Raw genomic sequence first — 15,980 nt, 5'->3', positions numbered from 1 at the left:
GAGCCACGCGGGAATTCCCGGCAGCCTCCGCCCGGGTATTCCGTGGGGCCCGCGATCGCAATGAACGCAGCCGTTTCGGGTACAGCCGTTTTGGGATGGGTGGGCATTCGCATATGACGACGTCAGTGGAGTCCGGGACGGGCACGGACGATCCGCCGCACCGGCTGAGTCTGGGCACTCAGGCAGCCCGGAATCTGGCGACCACGACCAAGTCCGTACCGCAGATGCAGGGGATCACCTCCCGGTGGCTCCTGCGGCTGCTGCCGTGGGTGCAGGTCTCCGGCGGTACGTACCGGGTGAACCGACGGCTGACGCACACGCTCGGCGACGGCCGGGTGGAGTTCTTCAGCACCGGCGCGGAGGTGCGGGTCATCCCGGCGGAGCTGGGCGAGCTGCCGCTGCTGCGCGGGTTCTCCGACCCCGAGGTGCTCGAGGGCCTGGCGGGCCGCTTCGCCCAGCGGGAGCTGCGGCCCGGCGAGGTGCTGGTGGAGGCCGGGCAGCCGGCCGACCAGGTGGTGCTGATCGCCCACGGCAAGGCCGAAAAGGTCCACGCGGGCGAGTACGGCGACGAGGCCGTGCTGGGCGTGCTCGCCGGCGGCGGGTACTTCGGCGACGGGGCGCTGGCCGCGGCCGAGGCCGGCGAGTGGGACTTCACCGTCCGCGCGGTGACCGCCTGCACGGTCCTGACGCTGCCGCGCCGGGAGTTCGAGGAGGCGCTGGAGCGTTCCGAGGCCCTGCGCTCCCATGTGGAGGCGTTCCGCGCCCGCTCCCTCCGGCCGCAGAACGACCAGGGCGAGTCCGCCATCGACGTCTCCTCCGGCCACAGCGGGGAGCCTGTGCTGCCTGGTGTCTTCGCGGACTACGAGCCCTCCCCCCGCGAGTACGGGCTGAGCGTGGCGCAGACGGTCCTGCGGGTGCACTCCCGGGTGGCCGACCTCTACAACGAGCCCATGAACCAGGTCGAGCAACAACTCCGGCTGACCATCGAGGCCCTGCGCGAACGCCAGGAACACGAAATGGTCAACAACCGCGAGTTCGGCCTCCTGCACAACGCCGACCTGAGGCAGCGCATCCACACCCGCGGCGGCCCGCCCACCCCCGACGACCTCGACGACCTGCTGGCGACCGTCTGGAAGGACCCGGGCTTCCTGCTGGCGCACCCGCGCACCATCGCGGCGATGGCGCGCGAGTTCAACCGCCGGGGCGTCTACCCCGACCACGTGGACGTGGGCGGCCACCAGCTGCCGGCCTGGCGCGGAGTGCCGATCTTCCCGTGCAACAAGATCCCGGTCACCGAGACCGGCGTCAGCTCCATCCTGCTGATGCGCACCGGACAGGAGTCCCAGGGTGTCGTCGGACTGCACCGGACGGGAATCGCCGATGAATACCAGCCGAGCCTCTCGGTGCGTTTCATGGGGATCAGCGAACAGGCCATCATCTCCTATCTGGTGAGCGCCTACTATTCAGCGGCTGTTCTTGTGCCCGACGCTCTCGGAATTCTCGAGAACGTCGAAATCGGGCACTGACGGGGAAAGGCCGGGCGGGCCCCGTTCCGGGGCACAGCCGCCGCCCGGCTCTCCGGCATGCCCTCGCAAGCCCCTCTCGTCTCATGTCCCGTCCCAGCCTTCTCACAGATGGGTGATCACCACCAATGAGCACGTCAGTGGAGCCGGAGAGCTCCGTGCAGCCGGCACAGGACCAGCTGAGCCTCGGCACGGACGCGGCACGCCAGCTCGCGACGACCACCAAGTCCGTACCCCAGATGCGAGGGATCTCCTCGCGCTGGCTGCTGCGCGTGCTGCCCTGGGTCCAGGTGTCGGCCGGCACCTACCGGGTCAACCGGCGGCTGACCTACACCGTCGGCGACGGCCGCGTCGAGTTCGTCTCGACGGGCTCGGAGGTCCGGGTCATCCCGCCGGAGCTGGGTGAACTGCCGCTGCTCCGAGGGTTCGAGGACGCCGAGACGCTCGAGGCGCTGGCGGACGCCTTCGTCCAGCGGGAGTACGCGGCGGGCGACACGCTCGTGGCCGAGGGGCAGCCCGCCGATCACGTCTTCCTGATCGCCCACGGCAAACTCGCCAGGACCGGCACGGGCAAATACGGCGACGAGACCTCCCTCGGCACCCTGGCCGACGGCGACTACTTCGGCGAGCGCGTGCCCCTCGAGCCCGACGCCACCTGGCACTTCACCGTCCGGGCGGTGACCCGCTGCACAGTCCTGGCCCTGCCGCTGCAGGCCTTCCAGGAGCTCGCCGACCGCTCGGAGTCCCTGCGCACCCATGTCGCGGACTTCGCCAACCGCAGCACGCCGCCGGCGAACAAGCGCGGCGAAGCCGACATCGCCGTGACGTCCGGGCACTCCGGCGAGCCGGCCATCACAGGCACCTTCGTGGACTACGAACTCGCCCCGCGCGAGTACGAACTGAGCGTCGCCCAGACGATTCTCCGGGTCCACACCCGGGTGGCCGACCTCTACAACGAGCCCATGAACCAGGTCGAGCAACAACTCCGGCTGACCATCGAGGCCCTGCGCGAACGCCAGGAACACGAAATGGTCAACAACCGCGAGTTCGGCCTCCTGCACAACGCCGACCTGGGCCAGCGCATCCACACCCGCGGCGGCCCGCCCACCCCCGACGACCTCGACGAGCTCCTCTCCCGGCGCCGCAAGACCCAGTACCTGCTGGCCCACCCGCGCACGATCGCCGCGTTCGGCCGCGAGTGCAACAGCCGCGGCCTCTACCCGCAGAACATCGACGTCCTCGGCACGGCGGTGCGCTCCTGGCGCGGCGTCCCCCTGCTGCCCTGCAACAAGATCCCGGTCAGCGAGACGGGCACCAGCTCGATCATCGCGATGCGCACCGGCGAGGACAATCAGGGTGTCGTCGGCCTCCACCAGACCGGCATCCCCGACGAGTACCAGCCCAGCCTGAACGTGCGCTTCATGGGCATCAACGAGCAGGCCGTCTCGTCCTACCTGGTGAGCGCCTACTACTCGGCCGCGATCCTGGTGCCCGACGCGCTCGGCGTCCTGGAGGACGTAGAGATCGGTCGCTGAGCCGTCACGGCCGTAGCCGGCACCGAGCCGTCACGGCCGTACGCCGGCGACGAGGTGCGCGGTGGCGGTGAGCCCGTTGGAGATGGTCGGCGCGATGCTCGTACTCGCCAGAAGGAAGCCGAGCAGGACGCAGACCAGCGCGTGCGAGGAGCGCAAGCCCCCGCTGCGCATGAACACCACCGCCAGGACCAGAAGCAACAGGACCACGGAGATGGAAACGGCCATGGTGTACCTCCTCGGAGGAGCGGCGGTCGACCGCCAGTCTCGCTCATCCCACCGCGGCGACCGGCGCGACGGGCATCCTCCATTCGGGTAGGAAATCACCGATTCGGCCGTGGACGGGCGACAGCCGGGTGCGTGCGGGCGGAACGCGGGCACCCGGCTGTCGCCCGTCTGTCGAAGGGCCCGCGCTCTTCGACAGGCGTACGGCGCCGTGGCATGCCTAGGCTGACGGAATGAGCCGCACTGTCCGGGACCGCGAGGGCGCCCCGGCGCCGGAGGCCGGGGCCCGGGAGGCGGCGGTCCCCGGCACCGGGCGCGACACGGCGTGGCACCGCTTCCTGCACCGCGTGCCCAACGGGTTCGCGATCTTCTTCGGGCTGGTCGGCCTCTTCTGCGCGGTGACCGCGCTGATCCCCCCGTTGCGGCGCGCGGCGGCGCCGCTGACGGACGCGATGGACCTGCTGACCGTGCCCACCGCCCCGAACCTCGCCCTCGCCGTCTTCCTGCTGCTGCTCGCCACAGCCATGGCGGCCCGCAAGCGCGTCGCGCTGTGGTTCGTCCTCGGCTATCTGACCCTGCTGCTGCTCGCGGACGCGCTGCTGGCGGCGGTGGGCTACTGGGACATGATCCCCTCGCTGGTGCTGTGCGTCGCCGCGATGGCACTGCTGATCCTGGCCCGGCGGGAGTTCTACGCCGCCTCGCGGCGCGGCGCGTTCCTGCGCGCCCTGCTCGTCCTCGCGGCCGGGCTCGCCGTGGCCGTACTCCTCGGCTGGGCCCTGGTCTCGGTCTTCCCCGGCACGCTGGAGCAGGGCGGCGGGAACCGGCTGCTGTTCGTCGTCAACAGGGTCTTCGGCGGTCTGTTCAGCGGCCGCCACTTCGCCGGTCACCCGCCGCACTGGGTGTACTTCCTGCTGGGGCTGTTCGGGGCCCTCGCCCTGCTCAACGCGGCCACGGCGCTCTTCCGCTCGCAGCGCCTGGAGGCGGCCCTGCACGACGACGAGGAGCCGCGCATCCGCGCCCTGCTGGCCCGCTACGGGGGCCGGGACTCGCTCGGCTACTTCGCCACGCGCCGCGACAAGGCCGTCGTCTTCTCCCCCAGCGGCAAGGCCGCGATCACCTACCGCGTGGAGGCGGGGGTCTGCCTGGCCTCCGGCGACCCGCTGGGCGACCCCGAGGCGTGGACCCCCGCCGTCGACGCCTGGCTGGAGCTCGCGGGCCGCTACGGCTGGCAGCCCGCCGTCATGGGCGCCGGCGAGGAGGGCGCGCGGGCCTACGCCCGTTCGGGGCTGGGCGCCCTGCAGCTGGGCGACGAGGCCGTCCTGCAGGTGGCCTCCTTCGACCTCGAGGGCCGCGAGATGCGGGTGACCCGGCAGGCGGTCAACCGGGTGGAGCGCACGGGCGCCACCGTGCGCGTCCGGCGTCACTCGGCGCTGTCCGACGAGGAGATGGGCGAGGTCATCCGGCGCGCCGACACCTGGCGGGACACCGAGACCGAGCGCGGCTTCTCCATGGCGCTGGGGCGGCTGGGCGATCCTGCCGACGGCGACTGCCTGCTGGTGGAGGCGTTCGACCGCGAGGGCACGATGATCGCGCTGCTGTCGTTCGTGCCCTGGGGGACCGACGGCGTGTCGCTGGACGTGATGCGCCGCGACCGGTCGGCGCCCAACGGCGTGATGGAGTTCATGGTCACGCGGCTGTGCGCGCAGGCCGGGCGGCTCGGCGTCAAGCGGATCTCGCTGAACTTCGCCGTCTTCCGCTCGGCCTTCGAGGAGGGCGCGCGGATCGGGGCCGGACCGGTGCTGCGGCTGTGGCGGAAGCTGCTGCTCTTCTTCTCCCGGTGGTGGCAGCTGGAGGCGCTGTACCGCTCGAACGTGAAGTACAACCCGGAGTGGCATCCGCGGTTCCTGTGCTACGCCGACGCGGGAGCGCTCGCCCGGATCGGGCTGGCGGCCGGCATCGCGGAGGGGTTCGTCGCCGTGCCGAGCCTGGGCAAGCTGTGGAGCCGGGGCCGCCGCGGGGGCGGGGCGCGTCGCGGGGGCGGGGCGCGGCCGGCCTCCACCGCCGGGCTGCCCTCCCTGTCCGAACTCGGCTTCACCGGCGCCGAGGCCGCGGGCGCGGCCGGCCAGGACGAGCTCGCCGGCCTGCCGGAACAGGTGCGGGTACGGCGGCGCAAGCTGGAGCGGCTGCGCGAGGCCGGCGTCGACCCCTATCCCGTGAACGCCCGCCGCACCCACACCCTCGCCGCGATCCGGGCGGCGCACGCCGGGCTGGGCCCGTCGGCCCGTACCGGCGAGCGGGTCGTCGTGGCCGGCCGCGTGCTGCTGATCCGCAACCACGGCGGGATCGCCTTCGCCGTGCTGCGCGACTGGACCGGCGACCTCCAGCTCGTCCTCAGCCGCGACGGCTCCGGCGAGGACCTGCTGCGCCGCTTCGCGACCCACATCGACCTCGGCGACCACATCGAGGCCGAGGGCGAGGTCGCCACCACGGACCGCGGCGAGCTGTCGGTGTTCGTCACCGCCGCCCGGATGACCGCGAAGTGCCTGCGGCCGCTGCCCGACAAGCGGCACGGGCTGAGCGACCCCGAGGCGCGGGTGCGGATGCGCTACGTCGACCTGGCGATCTCGCCGCGGGCCCGGCAGACCGTACGGGAGCGCAGCGCGGCCGTGCAGGCGCTGCGGCGGGGCCTGCTCGACCGCGGCTTCCTCGAGGTCGAGACGCCGATGCTGCAGCAGGTGCACGGCGGCGCGAACGCCCGGCCCTTCACCACCCACATCAACGCCTACGACCTCGACCTGTACCTGCGCATCGCCCCGGAGCTGTACCTGAAGCGGCTGTGCGTGGGCGGCATGGAGAAGGTCTTCGAGATGGGCCGCACCTTCCGCAACGAGGGTGTGTCCTACAAGCACAACCCGGAGTTCACGATGCTGGAGGCCTACCAGGCCTTCGCCGACTACCAGGTGATGCTGGACCTGACCCGCGAGCTCATCCAGCAGGCCGCCGTCGCCGCGCACGGCGCGCCGGTGGCGGTTCGGGCGGACGCGGACGGCCGGCGCGTCGAGCACGACATCTCGGGGACGTGGCCGGTCAAGACGGTCTACGGCGCGGTCTCCGAGGCGCTCGGCCAGGAGATCGGCGCGGACACCACGGTCGAGGCGCTGCGCGCGCACTGCGACGCGGCGGGCGTGCCGCACCGGCCGGAGAACGGGCGCGGCGACATCGTCCTGGAGCTGTACGAACGCCTGGTGGAGGAGCGGACCACGCTGCCGGTCTTCTACAAGGACTTCCCCACCGACGTCTCGCCCCTCACCCGCCCCCACCGTCACGATCCGCGCCTGGCCGAGCGCTGGGACCTGGTGGCCTTCGGTACGGAGCTGGGGACGGCCTACTCCGAGCTGATCGACCCCGTCGAGCAGCGCCGCCGGCTGACCGCCCAGTCGCTGCTGGCGGCGGGCGGCGATCCGGAGGCGATGGAGCTGGACGAGGACTTCCTGCGCGCGCTGGAGTACGCGATGCCGCCGACGGGCGGGCTGGGGATCGGCGTGGACCGGGTGGTGATGTTCCTGACGGGGCTGTCGATCCGCGAGACGCTGCCGTTTCCGCTGGTGCGGCACCGCTGAGCCGGCGTCATCTCGCGGAACGAGGCCTCACGAGGCATCCGCCGTGCCCGGCACGAGGGAGGCCCAGCGGACCGTGCGGTCGCACCAGCGGTCCAGCAGCGCCGCGTCGTGGCCCACGGCCAGCAGTCCGGCGCCGCTCTCGCGCCGGTAGTCCTCGACGACGGCGACCAGCGCGGCCGTCGTCGACGCGTCCAGCATCGCGGTCATCTCGTCGCAGATCAGCCAGCGGGGGCGCGGCACGAGCGCCCGCGCCAGGCAGGCGCGCTGCAGCTGGCCGTCGCTGACCTCGTGCGGGCGGCGGGCCAGCAGGTCCTCCGACAGGCCGACGGCGGCCGTCAGTTCGTCCACGCGGGCCGCCGCCTCGGCGCGCGACCGCCCCGCCGCGCGCAGCGGCTCGGCGATCACGTCGCGCAGCCGCAGCCGGGGGTCGGCGGACTGGCGGGGCTGCTGGAAGACCACGCCGAACGCCGTGCGCTGCTCCCGCGGGGCGCGGTGGCGCCAGCCACGGGCGGGCTCGCCGTCGATGACGACGGTTCCGGCCGTCGGCCGGTGCAGCAGGGCGGCGACGCGGGCGAGGGTGGACTTGCCGCAGCCGCTGGGGCCGAGCAGCCCCACCGCCTCGCCGTCGGCGACGGTCAGGGACACGTCCCGTACGACGGGGTCGCGGGGGTCGTAGCCGGCGGTGATGCCGCGCAGTTCAAGCACGGGAGGCCTCCCGGGCGGACGGGTGGGGGTGGGGGTGATGGCAGGCGACGCCGTCGGCGAGGCGGGGAACGGCCTGGCAGCCGGCCGCCGCCCGGGGGCAGCGGGCGGCGAAGGCGCAGCCTTCGGGCAGGTCGCCCAGTTCGGGGGGCATGCCGGGGATGGGGGTGAAGGCCCGCTCCGGCAGGGCGTCCAGCAGCCCGCGCGCGTAGGGGTGGCGGGGGCCGGGCCCGCCGAAGAAGGCGGCGGCGTCGGCGACTTCCACGATGCGGCCGGCGTACATCACGGCCACGCGGTCGGCGATCCGGTGCGCCGCCGCCAGGTCATGGGTGATCATCAGCAGGGCGCGGCCCGCGTCCGCGTGCCGGCGCAGCTCGTCGACGGTGCGGTCGACGAGGTCGCGGTCCAGGCCGGTGGTGGGTTCGTCGGCGAGCAGCAGGGGCGCGTCGCCGACGAGCGCGAGCGCGGTGGCCGCGCGCTGGGCGAGGCCGCCGGAGAGCTGGTGGGGGTAGCGGTCCAGGTGCCCGGCGGGGAAGGCGGCCCGGTCGGCCGCCGCCTCGGCGGCCGGCCGCAGGGCGCGCCCGCGGACGCCGGTGAGTTCCCGCACGGTCTCCTCGAGCTGCGAGCGCACGGTGCGGACGGGGGTGAGATGCGCGGCGGGGCTCTGGGGGACGAGTCCGACGCGGCGGCCGCGTACGGTGCGGGCGAGCGTGCGCTCGTCGGCGGCCAGCAGGTCGAGGTCGCCGAGCAGGGCGCTGCCCTCGGTGCGCGCGTTGCCGGGCAGCAGTCCCAGCAGGGCGGAGGCCAGCACGGACTTGCCGCAGCCGCTCTCCCCGACGAGGGCGAGGCACTCCCCGGGGCCGAGCCGGAAGGACGCCTCGGTGACGGCGGCGACCTCCCGGCCGCCGCGCATGCGGAATCGTACGGACAGAGCGCGTACGTCCAGAACGGTCACAGCGTCAGCTCCGATCGGCGGCGCGGGTCGAGCCGTTCGCGCCAGGCGCCGGCCAGGCCCGCCACGGCCAGGGTGGGGACGATGATGAACAGGCCGGGGAAGAGGGTCGGCCACCAGTCGCCCGCGAGGAGGGAGCCGCGGGCGCTGTTGACCATGTTGCCGAGGCTGGCCTGGTGGGTGGGCAGGCCCAGGCCCAGGAAGGACAGGGCCGACTCGTGCCAGATGGCGTGCGGGATCATCAGGACGGCCGCGAGCCCGGCCTGGGGCAGCACCCCGGGCAGCAGGTGCCGCACGGCGACACGCCACCGTGACGAGCCGCCCGAGACGGCCGCGTCGATGTACGGGCGGGTGCGCAGCGAGAGCACCTCGGCCCGGACGATCCGCGCGGTCGACAGCCAGTGGGTGACCGCGACCGAGGCGATGACGGGCCAGACGCCGGGCCGGAACAGGGCCACGACGAAGATGCCGAGCAGCAGGTGCGGCACGGAGGAGAAGAGGTCGACGATCCGCATCAGCACCCGGTCCGCCCAGCCGCCGAGCGCCCCCGCCAGCGCGCCGACCGCCGTGCCGACGACGGTCGCGACGAGGGCCGCGACGACGCCGACCAGCAGCGAGACGCGCAGCCCGTAGACGCAGCGCAGCAGCAGGTCGCGGCCCACCTCGTCGGTGCCGAAGGGGTGGGACGGGCTGGGCGGCGTCAGCTTCGCGGCGAGGTCGACGGCCTGCTCGTCCAGGGGGACGGCGACCGGCACGACGAGGACGGCGAGGACGACGGCGGCCACGACCAGTCCCGAGGCGCGCAGCCGCGTGATCCGGTTACCCATCGCGGTCACATTCCTTCACATTCCTTCATGGGCGACCCTCGGGTCGGCCAGTCCGTACAGCAGGTCGGAGAGGAGGTTGCCGAGCAGGACGGCGGCCGTGGCGAGCACGGTCAGGGCCGCGAGCAGCGGGAAGTCGACCTTGGTGGCCGCCTCGACCGTCGCCGAGGCGATGCCGGGCCAGCTGAACACCGTCTCGACCAGCAGCGCACCGGTGATCAGTTCGGGCACACGGGAGCCGATGAGGGTGAGGACGGGCAGCAGTCCGGAGCGCAGGGCGTGGCCGAGCAGGACGGTGCGCTCGCTCAGCCCGCGGGCGCGGGCGCCGCGCACCGGATCCTCGGCCAGCGCGTCGCCGACGCCCTGGCGTACGTACAGCACGAACCACGGCAGCTGGGTGACGGCCAGCACGCCGGCGGGCAGGGCGAGATGGGAGGCGACCTGCCCGGCGGTGACGACGTCGGCGCCGGTGTCGGTGAGGCCGCCGGCGGGCAGCGCGCCCAGCCGGATCGCGAAGAACCAGATGGCGAGCAGGCCCAGCCAGAAGGGCGGCGCCGCCTCGAGGGCGTACGCCAGCGAGGTGACGACCCGGTCGAGGAGGCCGCCGCGGCGGCGGGCGGCGAGCACGCCGAGCGTCGTGCCCACGACGACGGCGAGCACGAAGGCGACGCCGCACAGCAGCACGGACCAGCCGATGCGCTCGCCGATGACCTGGCTCACCGGCTGGCGCAGGGAGACGGAGTCGCCCAGGTCTCCGGTCAGGGCGGCGCTCAGCCACTCCCACCAGCGGGAGAGGAGGGGACGGTCGGCGCCGAGGTTCTCGCGCAGCTGGTCCAGTACGTCCTGGCGGGCGCCGAGCCCGGCGGAGCCGGCGTAGGCCTGGGCGGGGTCGAAGGGCGAGGCGGCGGCGAGGGCGAACACCCCGAAGGTCACCGCGCCCAGCAGGGGGACGGCGGCCAGCAGCCGCCGCCCCGTCATGCGCGCCATGGGCCCCCACGGGAGGCCGGTGGTGGTGCCGCGGGTCACTTCTTCGGCTGCCAGTCCTCGACGTTCCACCAGGGGCCGGCGCCGAGGCCGTGGTCATGGGGCTCGACCTGGGTGGTGAGGTCCTTCCAGGCGTCGTTCATGACGTAGAGGTGGTCGACGTGGGTGAGGAAGACGTAGCCGGGGTTGTCGGCGAGGCCCCGCTGGACCTTGTCGTACGCGGCCTTGCGGGCGGCCTTGTCGCCGCTGCGGCGGCCCTCCTCCAGGGCCTTGTCGACGTCGGCGTCGGCGTAGGCGGCCATGTTGTTGAAGCCGTCGAGGGCGAGGGAGGAGTGCAGGAGGTTGTAGAGGTCGAAGTCGGGGTCGGCGGGGTTGCCGCCGCCGGCGAGGACCGCGTCGTCCTTCATCCGCGGCTCGATGACCTCCCATGTGCCGCTGCGCACCTCGGCCTTGATGCCGGCCTTCTTGGCGTCGGAGGCGAAGGCGAGGGCGTGCTCCTCGCGGAGCTTGTCGCCCGCGGGGAACCAGAGGGTGAACGCGGCGCGCCGGCCGTCCTTCTCCCGGACGCCGTCGCCGCCGGGCTTCCAGCCCGCGTCGTCCAGCAGCTTCTTCGCCCTGTCCAGGTCGTGGGGGCGCTCGGTGCCCTTGGCGAACCACTCGCTGCCGGTGGGAACCGGCCCGTACCCGGCGCGGCCCGCGCCCTCCAGCAGCTTGTCGACCATGGCCTCGCGGTCGACGGCCAGGTCGAGGGCGCGGCGGACGGCGGTGTCGCCGGTGACCTCGTTCGCGGTGGGCAGGGTCACGCCGCGGAAGTCGGTGGTCTTCGCCGTGATGGTCCGCTTCGCATTGTCGCCCTTGAAGCCCTTGGCGAGGTTGGGCGGCAGGATGGCGCCGTCGAGGTCGCCGGAGCGCAGCCGGGTGGCGCGCACGTCGTCGTCCTTGACGATCGCCATGGTGATCTTCTTGACCGCGGGCTCGCCGCCCCAGTAGCCGGGGTTGGCCTTGAAGGTCAGCTTCTCGCCCTTGCTCCAGCCCGTGAGCACGTAGGGCCCGGTGCCGACGGGCGCGGTGTTGAAGGAGCCGGTGTTGACGTCCTGTCCCTTGGCCACGTGCTCGGGGACGATGGGCAGGACCGTGCGCTCGGCGAAGGGGGCGTAGGGGTACTTGAGCGCGAAGACGACGGTGTCGTCGCCCTCGGCGGTCACCTTGTCGATCGCGTCGAGCTCGCCCTTGGCGGCGTTGTTGGTCTTCTCGTCGAGGATGGTCCGGTAGGTGAAAACCACGTCCTTGGCGGTGAACGGCTCGCCGTCGCTGAACTTCACACCGTGGCGAAGTGCGAACGTATACGTCCGCCCGTCGTCGGTGACCTTGGGCAGCTCGGCGGCGAGGGCGGGCCGGAGCTTCATGGCGGCGTCACGACGCAGCAGCCCGTCGAAGACCTTGGAGTTCCCGTCCTTGCCGTAGCCGAGGAGCGGGCTGAGCGTCTCGGGCTCGTTGGCGAGCCCCACCACGAGCGACTCCTTCCCACCGGAGCCCCCCTCACCCCCGGCCCCGGGCGCCGAGCAGGCCACCGCCCCCGCCGCGAGTACGCCTGCCATGGCCGTGGCGGCCACTCCCCGTATGGACCGGGCCGTCATGCCCTACACCTCTGTTCAAGATCTGTTGCTATTGCGAACGAATTGCAATTAAACAACAGGCAAAGTGGCGCGGAGGCGGCGGGGTGGTGACGGTGCAGGTCAGGGGCGGTGGGGGTGGGGTTTGGGGGCGTCCGGGGAGCCAGATGGGGAGCCGGGGACAGCGGTGGGTGCAATCAGGGAAAAGCGAGCGCCCGCCCTGGCCGGCAATGGCGCGCAGGACGCACGGGGACCTCAGGGGCCGTGCGTGCTCGTATCGTGACGTCGTGCGAAACGAGAAACATGACGAGCCCCTGTCCAAGCAGGAGTTGGAGACCTTCTTCCAGTACCTGCACCGCTTCTGCAGGCACGATCTGGACCTCTTCGCGATCATCGAAGCAGGGGATCCCGAATACCCCGCCTACGTGACGATCGCCAGAGACCCCGCACCGGGAGTCGATCCGGACGCGTACCGCCGGCCGTGAGCCGCGGGGCGGACTCTTCGGAGAAACGGCGCTCCCAGTACGGCCGGACCTCAGTAGCCCCAGGGCAGGCCACCCGCTGGACCTCGACACCGGCCACATGATCTTCCCGCTCCACCTGGAGAGAGCGCTTACGCCTCTCCCACCGCCAGCAGTCACCCTCACCTCAGCCCCGCAGAAAGCCCGCGTGTACCCCCCACGACCAGCCTCCGGGCCACCCCGCTACCGCCTCCCGGTAGCCTGCACCCCACGCCCGCACGGTCCGCCGCAACCACCGTGGACAGCCAGGTCGCCAACGCCTCCAGTGCCTCCGCAGCAGGAGCAAGTTGGGGCGGAAGCAGTGAAGCCAGCTGCCTCGGCTGCATAAGAGCTGACGCGCACGAAGACAGCATCAGCACGATTCCCCGTTCACAGACACGATCACGGTGGATGTTGAACAGTGGCCGCATCAGCGAAGAGTCACTCCAGCTGGGTGGCGGGGCCAGCACAGGGCCCGCTCAAGGTGGAGATCCCGTGCCGGTCACCGGAGATGACGCCGCCCACCGGCTACTCTTGGCGTATGGGGCTCTGATCAGCGGTGTACGGGCCCAACCGCCTTGACGGGGCCGCGCTACTTCCTCCCTGCGCCAGATTGGCCCACCGGCCGAGCCAGAAAGCCGCGGTGGACGGCCACCCCACTCCCGAAGTAGAGCCGTCGTGCGGCAGAAGTTCAGTGGGCGCGATGTAGCCGTCCCCGGGTTCCAGACGGATACGCAGGCATTGCAGGGGCCGCCCCCGGACGACGTACTGCCTCACGTCGTCGGTGTGCGGATAGCGCTGTTCCGGGTCCGGCCGCACGGCTCGGAAGATCTCTTCGATGTCCCGGTCGCCGAGGAGTAGATAGCGGGTTCCAGGGCCGAGGTTCAGGCAGAGCCGACGGCGGCCTTCGTGCCGGGCCCCGTACGGGAGCCGGTCCCAGTTGTCCACATGGAGGCCGAGGCGTCGCCCAGTTGCGGGGTCTTCGGTGGTGGTGCGTGCGTCTTCAGGGTTCGTGGCACAGCCCAAGAAGTCGGCGGGCCAGCGGTCGGCGAACGGGTAGAAGCCGGCGGCGGCCGCGTGAAGATCCCCTGCTGCGCGGGTGACCGGCAGGGTCTGATGTACCAGTTCGACCTGGGTGCTTTCGGGGATGCCCGGCTTGGCCTGAAGCCACTGCGTTTCCCGCGCATTCAGTGGCCGCCAATCGCCGACCGGCACGACGGCTCCTTCGTCGTAGTCCATCTCCCTGCGGCTAATCTGGACGGAGCCGATCTCGCACCGTTCTCGCAGGTTTCCGTTCCGGCTGAACGCCAGGCTCACTGACATGGCCGTCCCTCTCGCTCCTCAGCAGGGGTCAGTCGTCGTCGAGGTCTTCGCCGTAGGTGACCTCCAGCTCGGACGCCAGCGCCTCGGCCAGCTGGGCGACTTGCGCACGGTCGATGAGGACCTTCTTGAGCGCGGCCACACCCCGCAGGGTGCTCAGGTCATTGCCGCGCAGGTCGCAGTCGCGGTACTTGCCGCCTTCGAACTCGGCCAGCCGCAGGTCACAGGCGTCGAAGGCGACCGCACTGAGGTCGCACGCCTTGATCGTCGCCTCCCGCAGGGTGCATTTGGAGAAGATCACGGGGCCGGTGGCGCGGAGGCGGTCGAGGGTGGCGTAGTCGAACTTGCAGTTCTCGAAGAGGACGTTCTCCAGGGCGACATCCTCGAACAGGGCGCCCATGATCTTGCAGTTGCTGAACGTGACGCGGGAGAGCTTGCTGTCTGACCACGTCAGCGAGGACAGGTCGCAGTCGGAGAACTGCACCGAGTCGGCCCGTACCTCGTGGAGCCTGGCGCGCTGGGTCCGCACGCGCTGGATGCGGCCGTCCAGCAGGTGGGCGCCGGCGAGGTCCAGCTCGCGCAGGTCCTGGTCGGCGTACTGGAACTCCGCAACTCTGCCCCGGCCGCCTTCGAGCGACGTGACGTTCGACAGGTACAGGCCCGGCTCGTCCAGGGCGGGGAGGGTCACGCTCACACGGCGTACCTTGCGCGATTCCATGCGCTCTTCCTTCACGGTGTCCAGCGGGTGGCACACCCGCGTCCGTGCGGGCGTGCCACCGGGAGGGGCGGCCTACTTCTTCTTATTCCAGTTGTCCCAGGTCGGCTGATTGTTGAAGGTCACCGCCGGTGTGTTCGACCAGTTGTCCCAGGTGGGCCGGTTGTCGAACTTGGCGTGGACGGTTCCGCCCGGCGGACGTCCGTACGCGGCGATCAATTCGCGCACCACGGCTGCGTCGGTGGTCGTGAGCTGTTCCAGCAGTGTCATACGGCGTGCTCCTTCTTCACGGTGGTGGACAGGGCCATGACCAGGGCCTGGCAGGAGACGCGGCAGTAGTTCGTCTCGGTGGTGGCCAGGCTGCCGTTCTCGAAGTAGCGGTTGCCGGCCTGGGCCCCGCGACAGAAGTCGAAGAACTCGCACTCGGTCCGGCAGAGCTCGAGGCCGGTCAGGAAGTCGCGGACGTAGCGCAGGCGGGGCGCCTGCCGCAGCATCTGTGCGATGGTCTGCTCCCGTACGTTCCCAGCCAGGAAGTCGCTGTATGCGCCGTCCGTGGTGTCCGCCAGCTCCGGCGACAACAACACGACGTCACCGTTCCAGGTCACGGTGGGGATGGGGTCGAGCAGGCGGCTGTGCCACTCGGCCTTGCGCCCGCCTCGGGCCAAGCTGAGGTACTCGGAGAGCCGCTCAAGCTCCCTCAGCACCGGGCCATCGTGCTCGCGGGACCAGGCCAGGACCCGCCGCCAGAAGTCCTCGGCCTGCTCACGGGTGGGCGGGCGGCGCTCGGTGTTGACGCCCTCGGTCTCCTCGATGTTGAAGCCCAGCGAGTGACAGCCGAGAGCAGCGAGGAAGTCCAGCAGCTCCTCCGGGCGGCCGATGCCCTCCTTGCCCACCACCGCGATGACCGAGAACCCGATGCCCCGCTCCCGCAGACGGGCGATGCCCCGCACCGCCCGCTCGAAGGCAGGCCGGCCCCGGCGGTCCACCCGTTGGGTGTTCAGGGCCACCGGGCCGTCGATGCTCACCCCGACGCGGAACTCGAACTCCTCCAGCAGGTCACACCAGGCGTCGTTGAGCAAGGTGGCGTTGGTCTGGACATAGTGCTGAACCCGGCCCTCCCTACGCAGGGTCTCGAACGGGGCCAGCAGAGCCGTGAACTTCTCCGTCCCTAGGGTCAGGGGCTCCCCGCCGTGCCAGACCAGCCCCAGCGGCTGACCGCCGTCGGCCAGCTCGTCGACCGATGCCGCCACGGCACCGGCGGTCACGGGCAGCATGTCGTTCTTCAGGCCCCGATCCCGCAGGTAGCAGTAGGTGCAGTCCATGTTGCAGAAACTCGTCGGCTGGAGCACGACCGTCTGCGGCGTCGATGCGAACCACCGGTCGTACAAGCGGCGTAACCCGTCAGCGGAGCGTTGTGCCATGTGAGCCTCCTCATCTTCGCGATCCGTGCAGTTGCCGCGGACACTGGCC

At 71.8% G+C, this 15,980-nt stretch carries 14 protein-coding genes; 4 read left to right on the top strand and 10 right to left on the bottom strand.

The features are described 5' to 3' along the window. Nucleotides 1–113: 113 nt before the first annotated feature. Nucleotides 114–1,526, top strand: a complete 1,413-nt coding sequence (locus AB4K12_RS13235; RefSeq protein WP_368434386.1) for a family 2B encapsulin nanocompartment shell protein — start codon at nt 114–116, stop codon at nt 1,524–1,526. 125 nt (nt 1,527–1,651) lie between these two features. After that, complete coding sequence (locus AB4K12_RS13230; RefSeq protein ID WP_368434385.1) at nt 1,652–3,058, top strand: family 2B encapsulin nanocompartment shell protein; 1,407 nt, start codon at nt 1,652–1,654, stop codon at nt 3,056–3,058. Between the two features lie 30 nt (nt 3,059–3,088). Here AB4K12_RS13230 and AB4K12_RS13225 read toward each other — a convergent pair whose 3' ends face one another. Beyond that, a complete protein-coding gene (locus AB4K12_RS13225; protein WP_086571502.1) occupies nt 3,089–3,283 on the bottom strand; it encodes a hypothetical protein in 195 nt (64 codons plus the stop codon). A 230-nt stretch (nt 3,284–3,513) separates the two neighbouring features. Here AB4K12_RS13225 and lysX point away from each other — a divergent pair, with 230 nt between their 5' ends. Continuing rightward, nucleotides 3,514–6,900 (top strand): bifunctional lysylphosphatidylglycerol synthetase/lysine--tRNA ligase LysX, encoded by a 3,387-nt coding sequence (gene lysX, locus AB4K12_RS13220; protein WP_368434384.1) that lies wholly within the window; start codon nt 3,514–3,516, stop codon nt 6,898–6,900. A gap of 27 nt (nt 6,901–6,927) precedes the next feature. On the opposite strand, the gene AB4K12_RS13215 is transcribed toward lysX, so the two are convergent. The 5 genes from AB4K12_RS13215 to AB4K12_RS13195 are packed head-to-tail and all read right to left on the bottom strand — an operon-like array spanning nt 6,928 to nt 11,999. Then, nucleotides 6,928–7,605, bottom strand: a complete 678-nt coding sequence (locus AB4K12_RS13215) for an ABC transporter ATP-binding protein (RefSeq protein WP_368434383.1) — start codon at nt 7,603–7,605, stop codon at nt 6,928–6,930. Next, nucleotides 7,598–8,515, bottom strand: coding sequence for an ABC transporter ATP-binding protein (locus tag AB4K12_RS13210; protein ID WP_368434463.1), 918 nt, complete (start codon nt 8,513–8,515; stop codon nt 7,598–7,600). The genes AB4K12_RS13215 and AB4K12_RS13210 overlap by 8 nt, the downstream gene beginning before the upstream one ends. A gap of 38 nt (nt 8,516–8,553) precedes the next feature. Continuing rightward, nucleotides 8,554–9,381: an ABC transporter permease gene (locus AB4K12_RS13205; protein ID WP_368434382.1), complete on the bottom strand. Its 828-nt coding sequence runs from the start codon at nt 9,379–9,381 to the stop codon at nt 8,554–8,556. A 15-nt stretch (nt 9,382–9,396) separates the two neighbouring features. Further along, on the bottom strand, nt 9,397–10,365 hold the full coding sequence (locus tag AB4K12_RS13200; protein ID WP_368434381.1) for an ABC transporter permease: 969 nt from the start codon (nt 10,363–10,365) through the stop codon (nt 9,397–9,399). 35 nt (nt 10,366–10,400) lie between these two features. Further along, nucleotides 10,401–11,999, bottom strand: a complete 1,599-nt coding sequence (locus AB4K12_RS13195; RefSeq protein ID WP_368434380.1) for an ABC transporter substrate-binding protein — start codon at nt 11,997–11,999, stop codon at nt 10,401–10,403. Between the two features lie 263 nt (nt 12,000–12,262). Between AB4K12_RS13195 and AB4K12_RS13190 the strand changes: the two genes are divergently transcribed. Beyond that, a complete protein-coding gene (locus AB4K12_RS13190) occupies nt 12,263–12,460 on the top strand; it encodes a hypothetical protein (protein ID WP_368434379.1) in 198 nt (65 codons plus the stop codon). A 543-nt stretch (nt 12,461–13,003) separates the two neighbouring features. On the opposite strand, the gene AB4K12_RS13185 is transcribed toward AB4K12_RS13190, so the two are convergent. The 4 genes from AB4K12_RS13185 to amcB all read right to left on the bottom strand — a co-directional run bounded on the left by AB4K12_RS13185 (nt 13,004) and on the right by amcB (nt 15,931). Then, nucleotides 13,004–13,714, bottom strand: coding sequence for a hypothetical protein (locus AB4K12_RS13185; RefSeq protein ID WP_368434378.1), 711 nt, complete (start codon nt 13,712–13,714; stop codon nt 13,004–13,006). Between the two features lie 112 nt (nt 13,715–13,826). Beyond that, nucleotides 13,827–14,513, bottom strand: coding sequence for a pentapeptide repeat-containing protein (locus AB4K12_RS13180; RefSeq protein WP_368434377.1), 687 nt, complete (start codon nt 14,511–14,513; stop codon nt 13,827–13,829). A 72-nt stretch (nt 14,514–14,585) separates the two neighbouring features. Continuing rightward, complete coding sequence (gene amcA, locus AB4K12_RS13175; RefSeq protein ID WP_368434376.1) at nt 14,586–14,780, bottom strand: multiple cyclophane-containing RiPP AmcA; 195 nt, start codon at nt 14,778–14,780, stop codon at nt 14,586–14,588. Continuing rightward, nucleotides 14,777–15,931 carry a cyclophane-forming radical SAM peptide maturase AmcB gene (amcB, locus tag AB4K12_RS13170; RefSeq protein WP_368434375.1) on the bottom strand — a complete coding sequence of 385 codons (1,155 nt, stop codon included), beginning with the start codon at nt 15,929–15,931 and terminating at the stop codon, nt 14,777–14,779. The genes amcA and amcB overlap by 4 nt, the downstream gene beginning before the upstream one ends. Between the last annotated feature and the right edge of the window lie 49 nt (nt 15,932–15,980).

The organism is Streptomyces sp. C36 (assembly GCF_040932295.1).
Taxonomy (GTDB): Bacteria; Actinomycetota; Actinomycetes; order Streptomycetales; family Streptomycetaceae; genus Streptomyces; species Streptomyces triculaminicus.
Note: the sequence above shows the minus strand (reverse complement) of the source record. Positions and strands in the feature narration are given on the sequence as shown.